The organism is Stutzerimonas kunmingensis (genome assembly GCF_032106285.1).
Taxonomy (GTDB): Bacteria; Pseudomonadota; Gammaproteobacteria; order Pseudomonadales; family Pseudomonadaceae; genus Stutzerimonas; species Stutzerimonas kunmingensis_B.
In genome coordinates this window covers 47,837-65,972 of record NZ_DAMCPO010000024.1, presented here as the reverse complement: position 1 = coordinate 65,972, position 18,136 = coordinate 47,837, and the positions used below count along the sequence as shown (strand labels likewise).

At 58.2% G+C, this 18,136-nt stretch carries 16 protein-coding genes; all 16 read right to left on the bottom strand.

Going from position 1 to position 18,136, the window contains the following annotated elements:
- Positions 1 to 48 precede the first annotated feature (48 nt).
- The 16 genes from RT582_RS17715 to atpB all read right to left on the bottom strand — a co-directional run bounded on the left by RT582_RS17715 (position 49) and on the right by atpB (position 18,128).
- Positions 49 to 492: a TniQ family protein gene (locus RT582_RS17715; protein WP_313478906.1), complete on the bottom strand. Its 444-nt coding sequence runs from the start codon at positions 490 to 492 to the stop codon at positions 49 to 51.
- A gap of 289 nt (positions 493 to 781) precedes the next feature.
- Positions 782 to 2,446, bottom strand: coding sequence for a TnsD family Tn7-like transposition protein (locus tag RT582_RS17710; protein WP_042925940.1), 1,665 nt, complete (start codon positions 2,444 to 2,446; stop codon positions 782 to 784).
- 15 nt (positions 2,447 to 2,461) lie between these two features.
- On the bottom strand, positions 2,462 to 3,922 hold the full coding sequence (locus tag RT582_RS17705; protein WP_042925938.1) for an ATP-binding protein: 1,461 nt from the start codon (positions 3,920 to 3,922) through the stop codon (positions 2,462 to 2,464).
- Positions 3,919 to 6,087, bottom strand: a complete 2,169-nt coding sequence (locus RT582_RS17700; protein WP_313478903.1) for a Mu transposase C-terminal domain-containing protein — start codon at positions 6,085 to 6,087, stop codon at positions 3,919 to 3,921. Before RT582_RS17700 ends, RT582_RS17705 begins: the two co-directional genes overlap by 4 nt.
- Positions 6,084 to 6,938: a TnsA endonuclease N-terminal domain-containing protein gene (locus RT582_RS17695; protein WP_042925935.1), complete on the bottom strand. Its 855-nt coding sequence runs from the start codon at positions 6,936 to 6,938 to the stop codon at positions 6,084 to 6,086. Before RT582_RS17695 ends, RT582_RS17700 begins: the two co-directional genes overlap by 4 nt.
- Before the next feature lie 281 nt (positions 6,939 to 7,219).
- Positions 7,220 to 9,070, bottom strand: a complete 1,851-nt coding sequence (gene glmS / locus RT582_RS17690) for a glutamine--fructose-6-phosphate transaminase (isomerizing) (RefSeq protein WP_313478898.1) — start codon at positions 9,068 to 9,070, stop codon at positions 7,220 to 7,222.
- A 2-nt stretch (positions 9,071 to 9,072) separates the two neighbouring features.
- Positions 9,073 to 9,855, bottom strand: coding sequence for a DeoR/GlpR family DNA-binding transcription regulator (locus RT582_RS17685; protein WP_023446459.1), 783 nt, complete (start codon positions 9,853 to 9,855; stop codon positions 9,073 to 9,075).
- A 130-nt stretch (positions 9,856 to 9,985) separates the two neighbouring features.
- A complete protein-coding gene (glmU, locus tag RT582_RS17680; protein ID WP_313478896.1) occupies positions 9,986 to 11,347 on the bottom strand; it encodes a bifunctional UDP-N-acetylglucosamine diphosphorylase/glucosamine-1-phosphate N-acetyltransferase GlmU in 1,362 nt (453 codons plus the stop codon).
- Between the two features lie 142 nt (positions 11,348 to 11,489).
- On the bottom strand, positions 11,490 to 11,918 hold the full coding sequence (locus RT582_RS17675) for a F0F1 ATP synthase subunit epsilon (RefSeq protein ID WP_003303687.1): 429 nt from the start codon (positions 11,916 to 11,918) through the stop codon (positions 11,490 to 11,492).
- A gap of 74 nt (positions 11,919 to 11,992) precedes the next feature.
- The gene (gene atpD, locus RT582_RS17670) at positions 11,993 to 13,369 is read right to left on the bottom strand and encodes a F0F1 ATP synthase subunit beta (protein ID WP_003303688.1); all 1,377 of its coding nucleotides are present in this window, start codon (positions 13,367 to 13,369) and stop codon (positions 11,993 to 11,995) included.
- A 30-nt stretch (positions 13,370 to 13,399) separates the two neighbouring features.
- Positions 13,400 to 14,266, bottom strand: coding sequence for a F0F1 ATP synthase subunit gamma (gene atpG, locus RT582_RS17665; protein ID WP_014822269.1), 867 nt, complete (start codon positions 14,264 to 14,266; stop codon positions 13,400 to 13,402).
- Positions 14,267 to 14,316: 50 nt separating this feature from the next.
- Positions 14,317 to 15,861 (bottom strand): F0F1 ATP synthase subunit alpha, encoded by a 1,545-nt coding sequence (gene atpA, locus RT582_RS17660; RefSeq protein ID WP_003291823.1) that lies wholly within the window; start codon positions 15,859 to 15,861, stop codon positions 14,317 to 14,319.
- Positions 15,862 to 15,876: 15 nt separating this feature from the next.
- Entirely contained in the window at positions 15,877 to 16,413 is a 537-nt protein-coding gene (locus tag RT582_RS17655) for a F0F1 ATP synthase subunit delta (protein WP_003291824.1), read from the bottom strand.
- Positions 16,414 to 16,425: 12 nt separating this feature from the next.
- Entirely contained in the window at positions 16,426 to 16,896 is a 471-nt protein-coding gene (locus RT582_RS17650; protein ID WP_313478893.1) for a F0F1 ATP synthase subunit B, read from the bottom strand.
- 92 nt (positions 16,897 to 16,988) lie between these two features.
- Positions 16,989 to 17,216 carry a F0F1 ATP synthase subunit C gene (gene atpE / locus RT582_RS17645; protein WP_003290909.1) on the bottom strand — a complete coding sequence of 76 codons (228 nt, stop codon included), beginning with the start codon at positions 17,214 to 17,216 and terminating at the stop codon, positions 16,989 to 16,991.
- 57 nt (positions 17,217 to 17,273) lie between these two features.
- Positions 17,274 to 18,128, bottom strand: a complete 855-nt coding sequence (gene atpB, locus RT582_RS17640; protein ID WP_023446456.1) for a F0F1 ATP synthase subunit A — start codon at positions 18,126 to 18,128, stop codon at positions 17,274 to 17,276.
- Positions 18,129 to 18,136 lie beyond the last annotated feature (8 nt).

The following is an 18,136-nucleotide window of genomic DNA, read 5'->3' as shown; positions in this document are numbered from 1 at the left end:
CTCTAGGGCGGAAGTCAGCGGGATGGCAGGATGTCTTGGAATGAACGCTTACGACACACCTGGCAAATGGTGTGAGCGATGCCAGTATGCATAGCCCGTTTCAAGCAGATCCTGCTGCACGCAGGTGTAGCAGAGCTTAGCCTTACCGTGGACAGCTGCCTCACGACGGGGAATACGAGCCACCCCCGATATACTGGAGCCTGTAGGAGCATTTTCCACGCCTTGGCCTAGCCCCAGAAAAGGCCTGTATGCTGGAAACATAGTATTCGTGCTGATCAGATCGTCGAGATTGCTCTCTGTGTCACCAGGTAGTCTGGTAGCAAGCACTTCAATCTGCTTTGGCAGAATCCCTACGCTGAACGGCGCGGACCCAAACAGATCCCGGAAAGTTTCAGCTGCAGTTCTGTTACCTGACAGGAAGTGGTAGCGCGTGATACGAGAATGCAACATCTCGTCCGGCATGGACATGGGAAAAAATAGCAGATCAGACATGGATATTAGCTAGAGATATAAGACTTGAAAGTACACGCACTCTGCAGTGCGGTGTATTTCTAACACACCATATCGTGTTTCAGGCAGGGATATTGAAAATATATGGCGGACGAGCGCTGTATCAATTCGGCACTCCCACACATTTTTTTTGCAAAGCAATTAGCTGATATAAATCAGGTTACGTTAGCAATATCGCGGGCTACACCCAAAAAAATGTCATACGGAGGCTCACACTTTATTAGAAATATGCACGAAAAAGTGGAATAGTTTCCGCCCAGAGGAAACATGACTACGGCCTGATGCAAGCAGTTCGATACAACGCTGATCGAGTTACGCTTCGCTGCTCGTCTTCCAGCTTCGCCTTGGCCCACTGTAGGCGCCGAACGTGAAACTGCTCGATAGACTCACACGCCTGCTCCAATGCCAGGGCACACAGAGGTAGCTTGGAGAGCTGTTTCTCAAGACGTGAGAGGACATGTAGATCCCGCCCTATCCTAGCGCGCGAGATCAAGACAGGCTTACCCGACGCGGTTAGAAGGCGCTGTGCATAGCACCTGATCTGTTCAGCAAGTTTCGCATCGAGAGTAGCGAATGTATCAGTGTTATCAACGCGGTTTGTATGAGCACCCGCATGTTTGGCGATGTAGCCTGAGAGCCAGGGTCGATCACAACGATACAGCCACATGTATCCTTTGCATTGGTGAGCTAGCAGGCCCCCATATTCAACCTCGAAGGTTGCTCGGCGCCTGAGACGCTCGCTTTGAAATCTTGCATCTCTCCAGGCCTGCGAACCGCCGTTGACGGCACGGATGGTTCGATAAACATACACTCGGGTGACTCCAAGCGCAGAGGCGATCTGCCGAGCCTCGCACCCGGCAATAGCTAGTTTCCAAACCGCAGCAGGCAAGCCTTCCAGTCCATCTAGCAGGACCTCAGAAAGCTTCGCTTTTGGATAGCCAACACCAGTTGGCGATGGTCGCTTAACAGCTTGCGTTGATGGCTTGTCGCTGCACTGGAGATGAGCCAGATCAACCCCCAGGGCGGTGGCCAGCACAATGTATTTGAGTGGATGATGCGTATGCCTTGGCCTCCGTAGCAGCTTGGTGACCCAAGTCGCGGGCAGATCTGAGGGTGAATCTCCGAGAATCGAGTATTCCCAAGCTGCAGGCAGAGCGTTGAAAACGCCGTCCATATGTGCGGCCAAACGGCATAGATCCAGCCGCTGCGATTTACCCCGGGTTAGGCCTGACTCAGCAGCTCTCCGCATCAGGCAAGCGCGCAAGGCAATGGGTGAAAGGGGATCGAGGTCTAGCGTAAGCAATTGCATCGATCGTAGCGCGATCTGATGCAGCGTTGGAAAAGCCTCCAGACCAACAGTGACCTGATGTGAATGAGCTTGTACTTCGGCATCGTCAGGCAGGTGGAGCTGCCATGAATTACGGCTATACCAGCTCGGATCCACCGTCCTGAGCGAATCGCCGTGGTGAGGGCATACCAACACACCGGGAAGCTGGTGAACGCGGTGCCAGTACGCTGCTCCAACCCGAACGACGTCCTCATTGAGGCAGGCCGGACAGAACCGTACCCTCGAAGCTCCTTCGATCCGACTGGCATTGATTCCTAGTTTCAGCATTAGCCACTTGCCGTCCCCGGCCATTGAGGTGCGGGCATGCTGCATCTGCTCATCGGTGAGAAAAGGCGCGTAATAGGGCAGAACGGTATGGCGCGTGATGATTTTGGATACCGAGAGATCTGTGCCTGGGGGAAGCAACTCGGCCAAATCATCCAACCGACAGGGAAACGCTACATTTTGCGTGAACGAGACCGCAGCTCTGTTGCCGGTGAACGCAGCTTTGCGGCTATGCCCGCCACAAAGCCGAGCATAGCGAGAGAGAACGCTGTGTAGCGTCTCGTCGGGTAGTGCTGCAGGGAAGAAATGGAATTTCAGTTCCATTACGCGACCCTCGAATCATGATCGACGGTAGGTCGGCGAGAACTCGAAGATATCCTTGGTGACCCAGCCAGCTGACTTCAACTCTGCAAGGGTGTCAGGATGCTCACTGAACGCCTTTGCTTGCGACGCCTCAACGGCGACTGCTACAGGCGTACCGGCTTTCTTAACAGCGGCTTCTGGTACTGCAGTGTTTGCGCGTGCAGGAGGGGTGACACCTCGAAGCAAAGCAAGACGGTCAGCTCGCCCAAGCCCACTGAACGCCATCATTTCCATCAGCTGCTCCTCTATGGGAAGCAGGTCGTCGAACTTGCGCATGCGATTAAGATCACGACTACGCAGAGCTGATAGCGCTGGCCTGAGTATTTGCATCTTGGAATTGCTTACTTTGACGATCGTCTCGGCAGTCACACGCTCGGAGCCGCTCTGAATGGCATAGCGCTGGCTCAGCACCAATAACTTAACCAGGAAGTCGGTCACTCCCTGGGTGTGCTCGTACAGCGCTTCAAAAATCTCCGGTGTCAGTTCAGCCGTCTGCTTGCACCACTGATAGCTCCAAAGGTTCTCGACCAGAAAACGCCACTCGTCATCCTCCTTCTCGAAGCGCTTGAACTCTATCATCCCCCCACCGCAACTGCGCCTGGCGACACGCATTACGTCCGAGAACAGGCTGATCATCGAATTCGTCCCTATGAACACGACCGGGATACCGATGTTGTTCACCAAGTGAAGGAAGAAATTCAGCATGCTTTCCTTACCCCCGGTCTTGGCCAGGTGAAGGTTCTGCAGCTCATCAATGAGCAAGGCGCCGATAAAAAACGTGCTGGCTACCTGTTCCATCTGCTGAAGCGCATCGTTGATGTTTCGATGCCGATGGCGCTTGTGGTAGTCCTTGTCGCCCAGTGCTTGGCCGACCGCGTGGAAGAACTGCTGACAAAAACCAGCCAACGAGCCATCTCGTGGACAATCAAGCTTGAGCCAGGTGATCTGGGTGTGGACGAATTGCTGGCCCTCATAATGCTCATGCCGGATCGTCTGAGGGTACAGGCTTAAAATGGCATGCAGTGCAGTGGACTTCCCAATACCACTCAGGCCCACAACGCTGAAGGTGTCAGCTGTTGATTTGAAAGCATCGTGATAGCGCTGAGCCCCTGACAAGGAATGAAGGTGCCTGACAGTTGAGGCACTAGTTGGATTACGGCCAACATATCCGCGGCGGATCAGCAGAGATAACAGGGACTCTAGTTCCAAATGCAGCAGAAACGGCTGCACGACCGTCCTCAAGCGATCAATACAGTGAATCCGCGTTGCCCCGTCGAGCTCAAGCTCTTCAGGAGTTACCGGCTGGGGAAAATTAGATATCAGCTCGGCAGCCGCCGTTTCGTCAAGAATAGGAGGCAGCGCTTCGATCAGCGGGTTTCCAGCGTATTCAGTGATGACTTGCTTCGTATAGCTCGCAAGAGCTTTGGCACCTCTCATTTAGTCTGCCCCGGTCGAACTCTGTTGAGCAAGTCGATAACCTGCGCGGTACGCGGTCCAGCGTACGAATCTCGGGCAATGGCGGGACCCTGCGCATCAGGTTGAACGGGTTCTGCGCGTACGCCGTCTGGAACAGTAGCGTTCTCACGCTCAAGCAGTCGCTCTTCAACACGATTCTCGCGTATGTTCGATACCGCTTCAGCCTTGGTGCTAGCAGCTGGTTCAAGCTTCCGCTCGGCCAATGCATTACTGATAATTTGCCCCACGGTGTCGGCCAAGCCCACTCGGCTTTCGAGTTCAGCGCGCTTATGAGCCGGAGGCATCTGCCGATAGGCCTCCAGAAGATCGTAGATCTCGTCCGAACGATAATTTGCATACTTGGCATCCGACCGTCTGAGGTCGCAGCGCAGGAATTCCTTGTTCTCGCCCTTGATCCAGATGTGCGCTGCGGAGTTCGGATCAAACCAGCAATCAATAGACCAAACGCCATTGCGACGCGCTTTTGCGAACCAGTTTTCCTGGACAGCCATCTCGCAGGAGTAATGCATACCGCGGAACAAAACTCCCCCCTTCTGGACGGTGGCTCGCTCTCGAGGCAGCAAGTTGAGATAAATCAGCTCGTCAGGACGCTTGTTAGCCTGGATAAGGTCATTTTCCAAAGCCCACCTCCAGATCTCCATCGGGGTGGGTTGAACGCCAACGTTCATCATCGCTTGGGTGAGCCGATCAGGCTGCCGGTGATGACGGTTGTAGTGAAGAATGCACTCGATCATGATCTGGGTGAACTCCTTCAGAGTCAGCGTCGCATCGAGCCGATAATCACGCTCGCCGCGCTCCTTCTCTCGGGCCGCAACCCCGCCGGGGAGCCACCTAATACCGGTCAAGTCATTCAGGATGCCGAAGCGGCTCTCGACCATGGGCTTCCAATCCGGTCGATACGGAGGAGCCGTCCCCATATCGATACCCAGGCCAGCCGCGAGACCCTCAGCTGCTAACCCCAACATTTCACCTCTATCGGAGTAGATCTGATGTGGCAGGTGATGACAATCCCAATCCTCAGGACTGATATCCACGCCGTTCTGCGCGCAAAATTCCACCTTGGAGGTGAATGCGTTGAACAGTGCCTGTCGAGCCCCGTTCCAGCTAGGCCCCTCAAGGCCGACATACAGGCCAACAATCATCCCCGAGAAACTGTCAACCACGATGTACACCACGGGCCGCCCGATGAGCATCCGTCGGGAGTAGCTGTTGACCAAGTAAATGTCAGCAATGGTCGCGTCTACTTCGAATTGATGACCTGGCCCTCTAAGCCAATCGCGGACGGTACCGGACAACGGGCGGCAGTCCTTCAGCCACCTCCTCATGCCCATACGGCCACGATCGGTGTCGATCTCATCAAAGAATTGCTTGCCCCAGTAATCGAACTGGTTGAATGTGGGAATCTCAGATTCAGGAAGCAAGCGAACTCGATTCTCGGCGTATTTTGAAAGCTCTTTTTCCGAGTAGAAGTTGCTCAGCATTTTGTCGTAAGCGCTGCGGATCGTTGATGTCTTGTTCTGCGCATAAAGTGCGTAAGACAGCCGAATGCATCGTTTGTCGATTTCGCTTAGTAATTTGGCACGTGAGACTAGCACCCCTTGATACTTAGGCTTTCGTCCTGGCGGGTTATCAACGGAATAATTGCGACTCCCAACACCTACAGCAGAATAGTTTTTTAGAAGCGCATTTCTTACCTGGCCATAGAACCAGTATCTATACAACAGGCGATAGATCGTCTTTCGCTGCACGCCTACCTCAGCAGCACGATTTCCGACCAGCCGGCCCATCTCGCCTTGAGAGAATATCTGTCCTGGATACGCCGGATCCAAAAGTGGCGCAATCAAAGCCCATTTTTCGTCCCTATCGCGCCTAGCACTCTCGTCTAGATCATCTTCCAAAACCAAAAGAAATTCTGGCACCGCCGTAACTACAGGCTTTGTATGGCCCGATGCCAATGACGCCCTGAGCTCCTCCAGGCCAATGGAATAGGGCTTCCTGGGAGGTTCAGTCAGATCGATTATGACCAGTGCATCGTTTTTTTCATCAAGGTGAAGTGCTCTCGCCGTAGTATAGAGCACGGAGAGTTCTGTGAGCGGCTCGAAGACATCATTGACTGAAATATTCATGACGACCTCTCGCTAAGTTTTATCATTTCGGTGGCGGGAACAACTTTGAAATCTGGTAAGGGCGACTTAAGATGTAACGGCGCACCGCTTAAGTCGAGTCTTATAATCTTCCGCCAGATCAAATTAAAGAAAATGTCGCGAGCTTCGCTATACGGTATAGATAATCGGTTGCCAATTTTTCTCAAGCTTTCTGAGGTTGACCAAGGGCAAATCCTTACCGATTCAAGAATCTCGATAAATTCCGAATGCAGCGAGACATCCATCAGGGCACGAGGCAATTTTGCGTATTTTCGAAGGAATCCAAGATTCTGGATTAAGTCGGGCGTAAATAGCTCCTCCGTTACGATGCTCCAATCAACGCCTTGGCTGATCCAGAATCGTCTCTCGACATCCAACTTCTCCAAAGTTCGAGCACAGTCTCTACCTTTAAGGTCTTCCTGATATTTGATCGTCCGAGCAACCGACTTGAGATCCCCGTTTGGCTGCTGAACGGTCAGCAGAAAGTCAGTGGTCATTACCATAGGAACAGAAGTGGGTCTGTACCTTGGGTACCGAACACCGATTGCTCTGGCTATAGCCTGGGTGCTTTCCAACGGCAGCAGGGGATATTGCTCGCGGATGTCGACTACGTCCTCTGAAAACTCAGAGAGTAAAAAGTACGCTCGTTCAAGATCGGATAGGAGGTGATGAATCCGGTCAATCTTAACGCCTGGGATTTTCCAGGAACGACCCCTTGAAGGAACATCTTGAACACGCAGCCAAGGCACGTACTCAGCTCCGGCACCTGCTCCAAAACCATTGGCAATGTGCCGTTCAATATCCTGACTTGAAGCAAACCTACGACCTCGCACCCTCCCTCCTCAGTCCGTCCGGACCGTTCCCTCAGACGGCAAAAGTATAGTTCTAGGAAAACGCAGGGCTGCCAAGCAGCCATGTCGAAGGGCTTTCCAGACTACTCCTACTAAAATCTAACGTGGCGGTCGCTGACAAACGGCTTAGCCCATAAACGGAAAACCCCTGTAGATACAGGGGTTTAGGCATTGTGTCAGACTTTAATAGCTTGTGTCAGACTTTATTATATTGTGTCAATCTTTATTCCGTGCAGCCACACGCTCTCTGGCGCGTTTGCCGGTCATTCCACCGTGACGGACTTGGCGAGGTTGCGTGGCTGGTCGACATCGGTACCGCGCAACACGGCAACGTAATACGACAGCAGTTGCAGCGGCAGGGTATAGAGGATCGGCGCCAGAGCATCGTGGATATGCGGCATGTTCACCACGAAGATCCCTTCACCGTTGTCGAACCCGGCTTCACGATCGGCAAAGACGATCAGCTCGCCACCACGGGCGCGCACTTCCTGCAGGTTGGACTTGAGCTTCTCGAGCAACTCGTTGTTCGGCGCCACCGTGACCACCGGCATGTCGGCGTCCACCAGGGCCAGCGGGCCGTGCTTGAGCTCACCGGCCGGGTAGGCCTCGGCATGGATGTAGGAGATTTCCTTGAGCTTGAGCGCCCCCTCCATCGCCACCGGATACTGAGCGCCGCGGCCGAGGAACAGGGTGTGATGCTTCTCGGCGAAGTGCTCGGAAATCTTCTCCACCGTAGCGTCCATCGCCAGCGCCTCGCCCAGGCGGGTCGGCAGCCGGCGCAGCTCGTCGACCAGTTCGGCCTCCAGCGCAGGGGAAAGCGTGCCCCGGACCTGGCCCAGCGACAGCGTCAGCAACAGCAGACCAACCAGCTGGGTGGTGAAGGCCTTGGTCGAAGCCACGCCGATTTCCGGGCCGGCCTGGGTGAGCAGGGTCAGGTCCGATTCGCGCACCAGCGAACTGATGCCGACGTTGCAGATCGCCAGGCTCGCCAGATAGCGACCTTCCTGCTCGGAGCGCGCCTTGGCGTTACGCAGCGCTGCCAGCGAATCGGCCGTCTCGCCGGACTGGGAGATGGTGACGAACAGGGTGTCCGGCTGCACCACCACCTTGCGGTAGCGGAATTCGCTGGCAACCTCGACCTGACAGGGTATGCCGGCCAGTTCCTCCAGCCAGTAACGCGCGACCATGCCGGCGTGATAGCTGGTGCCACAGGCGACGATCTGCACATTGCGCACTTTGGCGAACAGCTCGGCGGCTTGCGGTCCGAACGCCTGCACCAGGACCTGATGATCGCCTAGCCGGCCTTCCAGAGTGCGCTGCACCACCTTCGGCTGCTCGTGAATCTCCTTGAGCATGAAGTGGCGGTACTCGCCCTTGTCCGCCGCCTCGGCACCTTCGTGGTACTGCACGGCCTCGCGCTGCACCGGCTGGCCGTCGACATCCCAGATCTGCACCGCATCGCGGCGGATTTCGGCGATGTCGCCCTCTTCCAGATACATGAAACGGTCGGTGACCTGACGCAGCGCCAGCTGGTCCGAGGCGAGGAAGTTTTCGCCCAGGCCCAGACCGATCACCAGCGGGCTGCCGCTGCGCGCGGCGAGCAGGCGATCCGGTTGCCGCGCACTGATCACCGCCAGTCCGTAGGCGCCATGCAGTTCCTTGATCGCCGCCTTCAGCGCAGCGGTGAGGTCGCCGAGCGATTCGAGCTTGTGGTGCAGCAGGTGCACGATGACTTCGGTGTCGGTATCCGAGACGAATACGTAACCCATCTCCTTGAGCTGAGCCCGCAGCGCCTCGTGGTTCTCGATGATGCCGTTGTGCACCACGGCCAGATCATCACCGGAGAAATGCGGATGGGCATTGCGCTCGCAGGGCGCGCCATGGGTTGCCCAGCGGGTATGCGCAATGCCCAGGCGGCCGGCCAGCTGCGTGTGTTGCTGAGCCTGCTCCAGTTCGGCGACCTTGCCATTACGGCGCAGACGCTCGAGTGTGCCGTTCTCGTCCAGCACGGCAACGCCGGCACTGTCATAGCCACGGTATTCCAGGCGCTTGAGGCCCTCGAGAAGGATCGCGGTGATGTTGCGTTCGGCGACGGCGCCAACGATGCCACACATGCTCAGGTCTCCAGATTGGTTTCGACGGCCACGCAGATCAGTTTGACGCCGCGGGCCAGGATGCTGCTGCGCGCCTCGTCGCTGAGGCGCTCATCGGTGATCAGGGTGTGCACGCTGCTCCAGGGCAGCTCAAGATTGGGGATGCGCCGACCGATCTTGTCGGCCTCGGCGAGCACGATAACTTCCCGCGCGACGTCGGCCATCACTCGGGACAACCCTAGCAGTTCGTTGAAGGTGGTGGTGCCCCGCTCCAGATCGATGCCATCGGCACCGATGAACAGTTGGTCGAAGTCATAGGAGCGCAGCACCTGCTCGGCGACCTGGCCCTGAAAGGACTCCGAATGTGGATCCCAGGTGCCGCCGGTCATCAGCAGCACCGGTTCATGCTCCAGCTCACGCAGGGCATTGGCCACGTTCAGCGAGTTAGTCATCACCACCAGGCCATGTCTGTGGCCCAGTTGCGGAATCATCGCCGCCGTGGTGGTGCCGCTGTCGATGATGACCCGCGCGTGCTCGCGAATGCAGCCGACCGCGGCGGCGGCAATTGCCTGCTTCCAGGGCGACACCGGCTGCACGCTGTCGCCGATCAGCTCCTGTGGCAACTGTACCGCCCCGCCGTAACGGCGCAGCAGCAGGCCGTTCTTCTCGAGTGCGGCGAGGTCCTTGCGGATGGTGACTTCCGAGGTTTCGAAGCGCCGCGACAGCTCGTCCACACTGACCTCGCCGAGCTCGTTGAGCAAGGCGAGGATCGCGTGGCGACGTTGTGGAGTGTTGCGCTTCGACATAGATATGTTTCGATTCGAAAGATAACGGCGCGAATCAAAACATAAGTGCTTACGGGCTGCAAGCTGCTGGCGATCCGGCGTCACCCACCAACAGCGGGAAGCACGCCGGCATCCCGCGCCGAACGCGGATCTACGACTGCTTCTTCGGTCGCTGCCAGCCTTCGATATTGCGCTGGCGACCGCGGCCGAGGCCCAGGGTATGGGACGGCACGTCCTCGGTGATCGTCGAACCGGCGCCGGTCGTTGCACCATCACCGAGATTCAGCGGTGCAACCAGCGAACTGTTGGAGCCGATGAAAACGTCCTCGCCCATCACCGTCCTGAATTTGTTGGCGCCATCGTAGTTGCAAGTGATGGTACCGGCACCGATATTGGTCCGCGCGCCGATCTCGGCGTCACCGAGGTAGCTGAGATGCCCGGCCTTGGCGCCATCACCGAGGGTCGCGTTCTTCAGCTCGACGAAGTTGCCGACATGCGCCTTGGCGCCGAGCACGCTGCCTGGACGCAGCCGCGCGAACGGGCCGCAATCGGCACTCTCGCCGACTACCGCACCCTCAAGATGGGAGTTGGCCTTGACGATCGCACCGCGACGCAACGTGCTGTCCTTGATCACGCAGTTCGGTCCGATCTGCACGTCGTCTTCGATGACCACCGTGCCTTCGAGCACCACATTCACGTCGATCAGCACGTCTCGCCCGACCTCCACCTCGCCACGCAGATCGAAACGTGCCGGGTCGCGCAGCGTCACGCCCCGGGCCATCAAACGACGAGCGGCACGCTGCTGGTAATGGCGTTCCAGCTCGGCCAGCTGGATACGGTCGTTGGCACCTTGCACTTCCATAGCGTCCAGCGGCTGCTCGGTGGCCACGCGCAGGCCGTCGGCCACAGCCATGGCGATGACGTCAGTCAGGTAGTACTCGCCCTGGGCATTGCTGTTGGACAGGCGACCCAGCCATTCGCCGATACGGCTGCCCGGTACGGCGAGAATCCCGGTATTGCCCTCGCGGATCGCCTTCTGCTCGTCGCTGGCATCCTTGTGCTCGACGATAGCCTGCACTTCGCCGCGCGCGTCGCGGACGATGCGTCCATAGCCGGTTGGGTCGTCAAGCTTCACCGTCAGCAGCGCGAGCTGCTCCGGCCCGACCTTCTGCAACAGGCGCTGCAGGGTGTCGGCTTCGATCAGTGGTACGTCACCGTAAAGGATCAGCACGCGCTCGGCCGACAGATTCGGCAACGCCTGGGCTACAGCATGGCCGGTTCCCAGCTGCTCGGCCTGAACGACGAAGGCGAGATCATCGCCGGCCAGTCGCTGGCGCACCTGCTCGGCACCGTGGCCAATAACCACCTGGATGCTTTTCGGCTGCAATGCGCGCGCGGTGTCGATCACGTGCCCGAGCATGGATTTTCCGGCGACCGGATGCAGAACCTTTGGCAGCGCCGAACGCATGCGCGTGCCCTGGCCAGCGGCGAGAATGACGATATCGAGAGACATGAAGCGATTCCTGAGCGGTATCGGCCCGTCAGCTCACCCGTACGTCAGAGTGCAGCTGGTATCAGCGCCGACAAATGGCAGAAAAAGAAAAAGGGTAGCCAAGGCTACCCTTTTACTCGTGCGCGATGAAGTCGCTTGCCGATCAGTGTCGGCCGTACTTCTTGCGCATTGCCTCGATGGTTCGCAGCTGGGCTGCGGCCTCGGCCAGGCGAGCGGCGGCGGAGCCGTAATCGAACTCCGCGCCCTTCTCGTGCAGGGCCTTCTCGGCAGCTTTGACGGCAGCCTGAGCGGCAGCTTCGTCGATGTCCTTGGCGCGCGTAGCGGTATCGGCGAGAACCTTCACCATGTTCGGCTGCACTTCGATGAAGCCGCCGGAGATGTAGAAGATCTCCTCGTCACCACCCTGCTTGATCACTCGAACCGGACCCGGCTTGAGATCAGTCAGCAGCGGCGCGTGACCCGGCAGAACGCCGATGTCACCCAGGTTGCCGTGGGCGACGACCATTTCCACCAGCCCCGAGAACAGCTCTTCTTCCGCACTGACGATGTCGCAATGCACTGTCATAGCCATGTTCATGCCTCGGTAATCAGCCTGACCAGCAGCTGCCGGTCAGGCTGGTTGGCGCCCGCGAACGGGCGCGCCAGTTACAGTTTCTTGGCTTTCTCGATGGCTTCGTCGATGCTGCCGACCATGTAGAACGCCTGTTCCGGCAGATGGTCGTAGTCGCCATTGAGGATGCCGGAGAAACCACGGATGGTTTCCTTCAGCGGAACGTACTTGCCTGGCGAGCCAGTGAAGACTTCGGCCACGAAGAACGGCTGAGACAGGAAGCGCTGGATCTTACGAGCGCGGGATACCAGCTGCTTGTCGGTCTCGGACAGTTCGTCCATACCGAGGATCGCAATGATGTCCTTCAGCTCTTTGTAGCGCTGCAGCACGTACTGAACGCCGCGAGCGGTGTCGTAATGCTCCTGGCCGATCACCAGCGGATCCAGCTGACGCGAAGTCGAGTCGAGCGGGTCGACCGCCGGGTAGATACCCAGGGAGGCGATGTCACGCGACAGTACGACGGTGGCGTCGAGGTGGGCGAAGGTGGTCGCCGGGCTCGGGTCGGTCAGGTCGTCCGCAGGTACGTATACGGCCTGTACCGAGGTGATCGAGCCGTTCTTGGTGGAGGTGATACGCTCCTGCAGAACGCCCATCTCTTCGGCCAGAGTCGGCTGATAACCTACCGCGGAAGGCATACGACCCAGCAGCGCGGATACTTCGGTACCGGCCAGGGTGTAGCGGTAGATGTTGTCGACGAAAAGCAGAACGTCACGACCTTCGTCACGGAACTTCTCGGCCATGGTCAGGCCGGTCAGTGCAACGCGCAGACGGTTTCCCGGCGGCTCGTTCATCTGGCCGTAAACCAGGGCAACCTTGTCCAGAACGTTGGAGTCCTTCATCTCGTGATAGAAGTCGTTACCTTCACGAGTACGCTCACCCACACCGGCGAACACGGAGTAACCGCTGTGCTCCATCGCGATGTTACGGATCAGCTCCATCATGTTTACGGTCTTGCCTACACCGGCACCACCGAACAGACCGACCTTACCGCCCTTGGCGAACGGGCAAACCAGGTCGATAACCTTGATGCCGGTTTCCAGCAGCTCGTTGCCGCCAGCCTGCTCTGCGTAGGACGGAGCAGCGCGGTGGATGGTCCAGCGCTCTTCTTCACCGATCGGGCCGGCTTCGTCGATGGGGTTACCCAGGACGTCCATGATGCGGCCCAGGGTCTGCTTGCCGACCGGTACGGAGATACCGGTGCCGGTGTTGACGACGTCCAGGCCACGCTTGAGGCCTTCGGTCGAACCCATGGCGATGGTACGGACAATGCCGTCGCCCAGCTGCTGCTGGACTTCCAGGGTGGTCTCGGCGCCTTGAACTTTCAGCGCGTCATAGACGTTCGGTACCACATCGCGCGGAAATTCCACGTCGATAACGGCGCCGATGATTTGAACGATACGTCCGCTACTCATGTTTGGTTCCTCTGAATATTTGAACCGTTCTTAAACCGCGGCAGCGCCGCCGACGATTTCCGAAATTTCCTGAGTGATCGCAGCCTGACGGGCCTTGTTGTAGACCAGTTGCAGGTCACCGATCAGCTCACCGGCGTTGTCGGTTGCGTTCTTCATGGCAATCATCCGCGCGGCCTGTTCGGCTGCGCCGTTCTCAACCACCGCCTGATAGGCCTGGGACTCGATGAACCGTACCAGCAGAGCATCCAGCAGCTGCTGGGCGTCCGGCTCGTAGAGGTAGTCCCACTGACCTTTCTTGACCGGCTCGGCGTTCTCGTCTGCGGCCAGCGGCAGCAGTTGGTCGACCGTGGGCTTCTGGGTCATGGTGTTGATGAACTTGTTGGATACCAGGTACAAGCGATCGATACGGCCATTGTGGAAGCCGTCCAGCATGACCTTGACGCTGCCGATCAGATCATTGATCGACGGCTCTTCGCCGAGGTTGCCGATCGCTGCGACGACGTTGCCGCCGAAGCTGCGGAAGAAGCTCGCGCCCTTGTTGCCGATCACGCAGAGGTCGACTTCGACCTTCTGATCGTGCCACTCCTTCATGTTCTTGATCAGGACCTTGAACAGGTTGATGTTCAGGCCACCGCAAAGACCACGATCGGTCGACACGACGATGTAGCCGACACGCTTGACCGGACGCTCTACCATGAACGGATGACGGTATTCCGGGTTGGCAAAGGCCAGATGGCCGATTACCTGCCGGATCCGCTCCGCATAAGGGCGGCTGGCAGCCATGCGCATCTGTGCCTTGCGCATCTTGCTGACCGCCACCTTTTCCATGGCGCTGGTGATCTTCTGCGTGCTTTTGATGCTCGCAATCTTGCTGCGAATCTCTTTTGCGCCTGCCATTTGACACCTATCGGGTTAGCAGGCGGGAGCCTCACGGCTCCCGCTGCGGCTTACCAGCTTTGAGTGGCCTTGAACTTCTCGATACCGGCCTTCAGGCCTGCGTCGATTTCGTCATTGAAGTCACCCTTCACGTTGATCTTCGCCATCAGATCGGCGAACTCGCGGTTGAAGAAGGCGATCAGGGCCTGCTCGAAGGCGCCAACCTTGGCCACTTCCACGTCCGTCAGGAAACCGCGCTCGGCGGCGTACAGGGACAGGGACATGTCGGCGATGGACATCGGCGCGTACTGCTTCTGCTTCATCAGCTCGGTAACGCGCTGACCATGCTCCAGCTGCTTGCGGGTCGCTTCGTCGAGGTCGGAAGCGAACTGCGCGAACGCAGCCAGCTCACGGTACTGAGCCAGAGCGGTACGGATACCACCGGACAGCTTCTTGACGATCTTGGTCTGAGCAGCACCACCAACACGGGATACCGAGATACCGGCGTTGACGGCCGGACGGATACCTGCGTTGAACATGGCCGATTCCAGGAAGATCTGACCGTCGGTGATGGAAATCACGTTGGTCGGAACGAACGCGGAAACGTCGCCCGCCTGGGTTTCGATGATCGGCAGAGCGGTCAGCGAGCCGGTCTTGCCAGTTACGGCACCGTTGGTGAACTTCTCGACATACTCTTCGGAAACGCGCGACGCACGCTCCAGCAGACGGCTGTGGAGATAGAACACGTCGCCCGGATAGGCTTCACGTCCCGGCGGACGACGCAGCAGCAGGGAGATCTGGCGGTACGCCACAGCCTGCTTGGACAGATCGTCATACACGATCAGCGCGTCTTCACCGCGGTCGCGGAAGTACTCGCCCATGGTGCAACCAGCGTAAGGCGCCAGGTACTGAAGGGCAGCGGATTCGGAGGCGGACGCAGCGACAACGATGGTGTTGTGCAGTGCGCCGTGCTCTTCCAGCTTGCGAACCACGTTGGCGATGGTCGACTGCTTCTGACCAATGGCAACGTAAACGCAGCGGATGCCGCTGTTCTTCTGGTTGATGATGGCGTCGATGGCCAGGGCGGTCTTGCCGATCTGACGGTCGCCGATGATCAGCTCACGCTGGCCACGACCTACCGGGATCATGGCGTCGACCGACTTGTAACCGGTCTGCACCGGCTGGTCGACGGACTTACGCCAGATCACGCCCGGCGCAACCTTCTCGACCGCGTCAGTTGCCTGAGCGTTGATCGGGCCTTTGCCATCAATCGGGTTACCCAGTGCGTCGACAACGCGGCCCAGCAGTTCCGGACCAACCGGAACCTCAAGGATGCGGCCGGTGCACTTGGCGCTCATGCCTTCGGTCAGGCCCAGGTAGTTACCCAGAACCACGGCACCTACGGAGTCCTGCTCCAGGTTCAGTGCCATACCAAAGATGCCGCCAGGGAACTCGATCATTTCGCCGTACATGACGTCGGCCAGACCGTAGATACGTACGATACCGTCAGAAACGCTGACGACGGTGCCCTCATTACGGGCTTGAGCAGCGACATTCGATTTCTCGATGCGCTGCTTGATGATTTCACTAATCTCGGAAGGATTCAGTTGCTGCATGCCATGACCCTCAAATCAGGATTTCAACGATTCGGCCAACTGGCTCAGTTTGCCGCGGACCGAACCGTCGACAACCACATCACCGGCGCGAATCAACACGCCGCCGATCAGCGCAGGATTCACGGCCTGCTGGAGGTTGACGGTGCGATCTAGCCGCTTCGACAGGGCGGCAGCCAAAGTTTGGAGTTGCTCGTTGCTGAGCTCGAAGGCGGTTTCAACTTCTGCCTCGAGCGTTTTCTCGGCTTGCGCCTTGATGTCCTCGTACAGCTCCCACACGGTCGGCAGTACCGACAGGCGATCATTCTCGCCAAGGGTCTGGACGTAGTTGCGGAAAGCTTCGTCGGCGTCGTCACCGAGTAGACGCACCAGCCCCTGGACCTTGCTTTCGCTGGTCAGGCGGGGGTCGTTCAGCAACGCTGCGACTTCTGGGACTTCAACAGCGATGGCGGCCAGGTTCAGCATTTTCGACCAGGACTCGGTCGTTCCTGCGGCGCTGGCAAACTCGAAAGCGGCTTTCGCGTAAGGCCGAGCAAGCGTCTGGGTATTGATCATCGCTTGCCTCGCTTAGAGTTGGGAGGCCAGTTTTTCGACCAGCTCGTTGTGCACCTTGGCGTCCACCTGGGACTCCAGGATCTTCTCTGCACCGGCGACGGCAAGAGCCGCTACCTGATAGCGCAGTTGGTCCCTGGCACGGTTCACTTCCTGTTCGATCTCGGCGCGGGCGCCGGCGACCAGTCGCTCGCCTTCGACACGTGCCTGCTGCTTGGCTTCCTCGATGATCGCATTGGCGTGCTTGTTCGCCTGCTCGATGATCTGGGCTGCCTGCTCCTTGGTCTCGCGGAGGGTGTTGGACACCTTGTCCTGAGCCAGTTTCAGGTCTTGCTGCGCACGGCCTGCCGCATCCAGTCCTTCAGCGATCTTCTTCTGGCGCGCTGCCATGGCTGCCGTGATTGGCGGCCAGACGAGCTTCATGCAGAACCAGACGAAGATAGCGAAGGCGAGCGTTTGACCGAACAGCGTCAAGTTAATGTTCACAGCGATTTACCTCGTGCTATCTCGTTCAACGCGGGAGTCATTCCACGGCGACGGGGCTCGCCCGGCGAACCCCATCTCAAACCGGAAAGTGATTAACCGGCGACAACGAAGATGAGGTACATCGCGATACCAACGCCGATCATCGGCACGGCGTCGAGCAGGCCGGCCATCAGGAAGGTTTTGGTTTGCAGCTGGGGAGCCAGCTCAGGCTGACGAGCAGTGGATTCCAGCAGCTTGCCGCCCAGCAGGGCGAAGCCAATACCGGTGCCCAGGGCACCCAGACCGATCATGATGGAGGCGGCGATGTAGACGAGTTCCATGTAAAGCTCCTGAAGCTAAGGGGGGTTAAGGTTTTTCGGTTAAAACGTTAGCGGTTTTCAGTGATGTTCTTCATGGGCAGAGCTCAGGTACACCACCGTCAGTACCATGAAGATGAAGGCCTGAAGCGGGATCACCAGGATATGGAAGATCGCCCAAGGCACATTCAGGGTCCACTGCACGTAGAACGGCAGCAGAGCGATGAGGATGAACACCACCTCACCGGCATACATGTTGCCGAACAGACGCAGCGCGAGGCTAAGCGGCTTGGTCAGCAGGCCGAGAATCTCGAGGAACAGGTTGAACGGCACCAGCGACCAGTGGTTGAACGGAGTGAACGCCAGCTCCTTGCTGAAGCCACCGAAACCCTTGACCTTGACGCTGTAGAAGAGGATCAGAATGAACACGCCGAGCGACAGACCGAAGGTACCGTTCGGGTCGGCGGTGGGCACGATCTTGAACGCCGGAAGGCCCAGCAGGCTGGCCAGCCCAGGGATGTAGTCGACCGGAATCCACTTCAGGCTGTTCATCAGGAACACCCAGACGAAGATGGTCAGCGCCAGCGGAGCGATCAGAGCATTGCGGCCGTGGAAGGTGTCCTTCACCACGCCTTCGACGAATTCGACGCACATCTCGACGAAGTTCTGCAGCTTGCCCGGTACACCGGTCGTGGCGGACTTGGCGGCGCTGCGGAACAGCAGGATGAAGATGGCGCCCATCAGCAGCGACCAGCCGAGGGTATCCAGGTGGAATGCCATGAAGCCCATGTCACGAGCTTCCAGACCCGTCTGAGCGATGGTCCAGGTGGCCTGATCGAGAACGGAGCCATCAGCACGCTCGTAACCTGCCGGCAGCTTGCCGTAGGTGAGGTTTTGCAGGTGGTGCTGGATATATTCAGCGGGGGTACTCGCCATAAACGCCT

Coding starts and splice junctions, on each gene's coding strand:
- RT582_RS17715 (WP_313478906.1), bottom strand. CDS start 492: ATGTCTGATCTGCTATTTTTTCCCATGTCCATGCCGGACGAGATGTTG.
- atpG (WP_014822269.1), bottom strand. CDS start 14,266: ATGGCAGGCGCAAAAGAGATTCGCAGCAAGATTGCGAGCATCAAAAGC.
- RT582_RS17655 (WP_003291824.1), bottom strand. CDS start 16,413: ATGATCAATACCCAGACGCTTGCTCGGCCTTACGCGAAAGCCGCTTTC.
- glmU (WP_313478896.1), bottom strand. CDS start 11,347: ATGTCTCTCGATATCGTCATTCTCGCCGCTGGCCAGGGCACGCGCATG.
- atpD (WP_003303688.1), bottom strand. CDS start 13,369: ATGAGTAGCGGACGTATCGTTCAAATCATCGGCGCCGTTATCGACGTG.
- glmS (WP_313478898.1), bottom strand. CDS start 9,070: ATGTGTGGCATCGTTGGCGCCGTCGCCGAACGCAACATCACCGCGATC.
- RT582_RS17700 (WP_313478903.1), bottom strand. CDS start 6,087: ATGAATATTTCAGTCAATGATGTCTTCGAGCCGCTCACAGAACTCTCC.
- atpE (WP_003290909.1), bottom strand. CDS start 17,216: ATGGAACTCGTCTACATCGCCGCCTCCATCATGATCGGTCTGGGTGCC.
- RT582_RS17675 (WP_003303687.1), bottom strand. CDS start 11,918: ATGGCTATGACAGTGCATTGCGACATCGTCAGTGCGGAAGAAGAGCTG.
- atpA (WP_003291823.1), bottom strand. CDS start 15,861: ATGCAGCAACTGAATCCTTCCGAGATTAGTGAAATCATCAAGCAGCGC.
- RT582_RS17705 (WP_042925938.1), bottom strand. CDS start 3,922: ATGAGAGGTGCCAAAGCTCTTGCGAGCTATACGAAGCAAGTCATCACT.
- atpB (WP_023446456.1), bottom strand. CDS start 18,128: ATGGCGAGTACCCCCGCTGAATATATCCAGCACCACCTGCAAAACCTC.
- RT582_RS17710 (WP_042925940.1), bottom strand. CDS start 2,446: ATGGAACTGAAATTCCATTTCTTCCCTGCAGCACTACCCGACGAGACG.
- RT582_RS17685 (WP_023446459.1), bottom strand. CDS start 9,855: ATGTCGAAGCGCAACACTCCACAACGTCGCCACGCGATCCTCGCCTTG.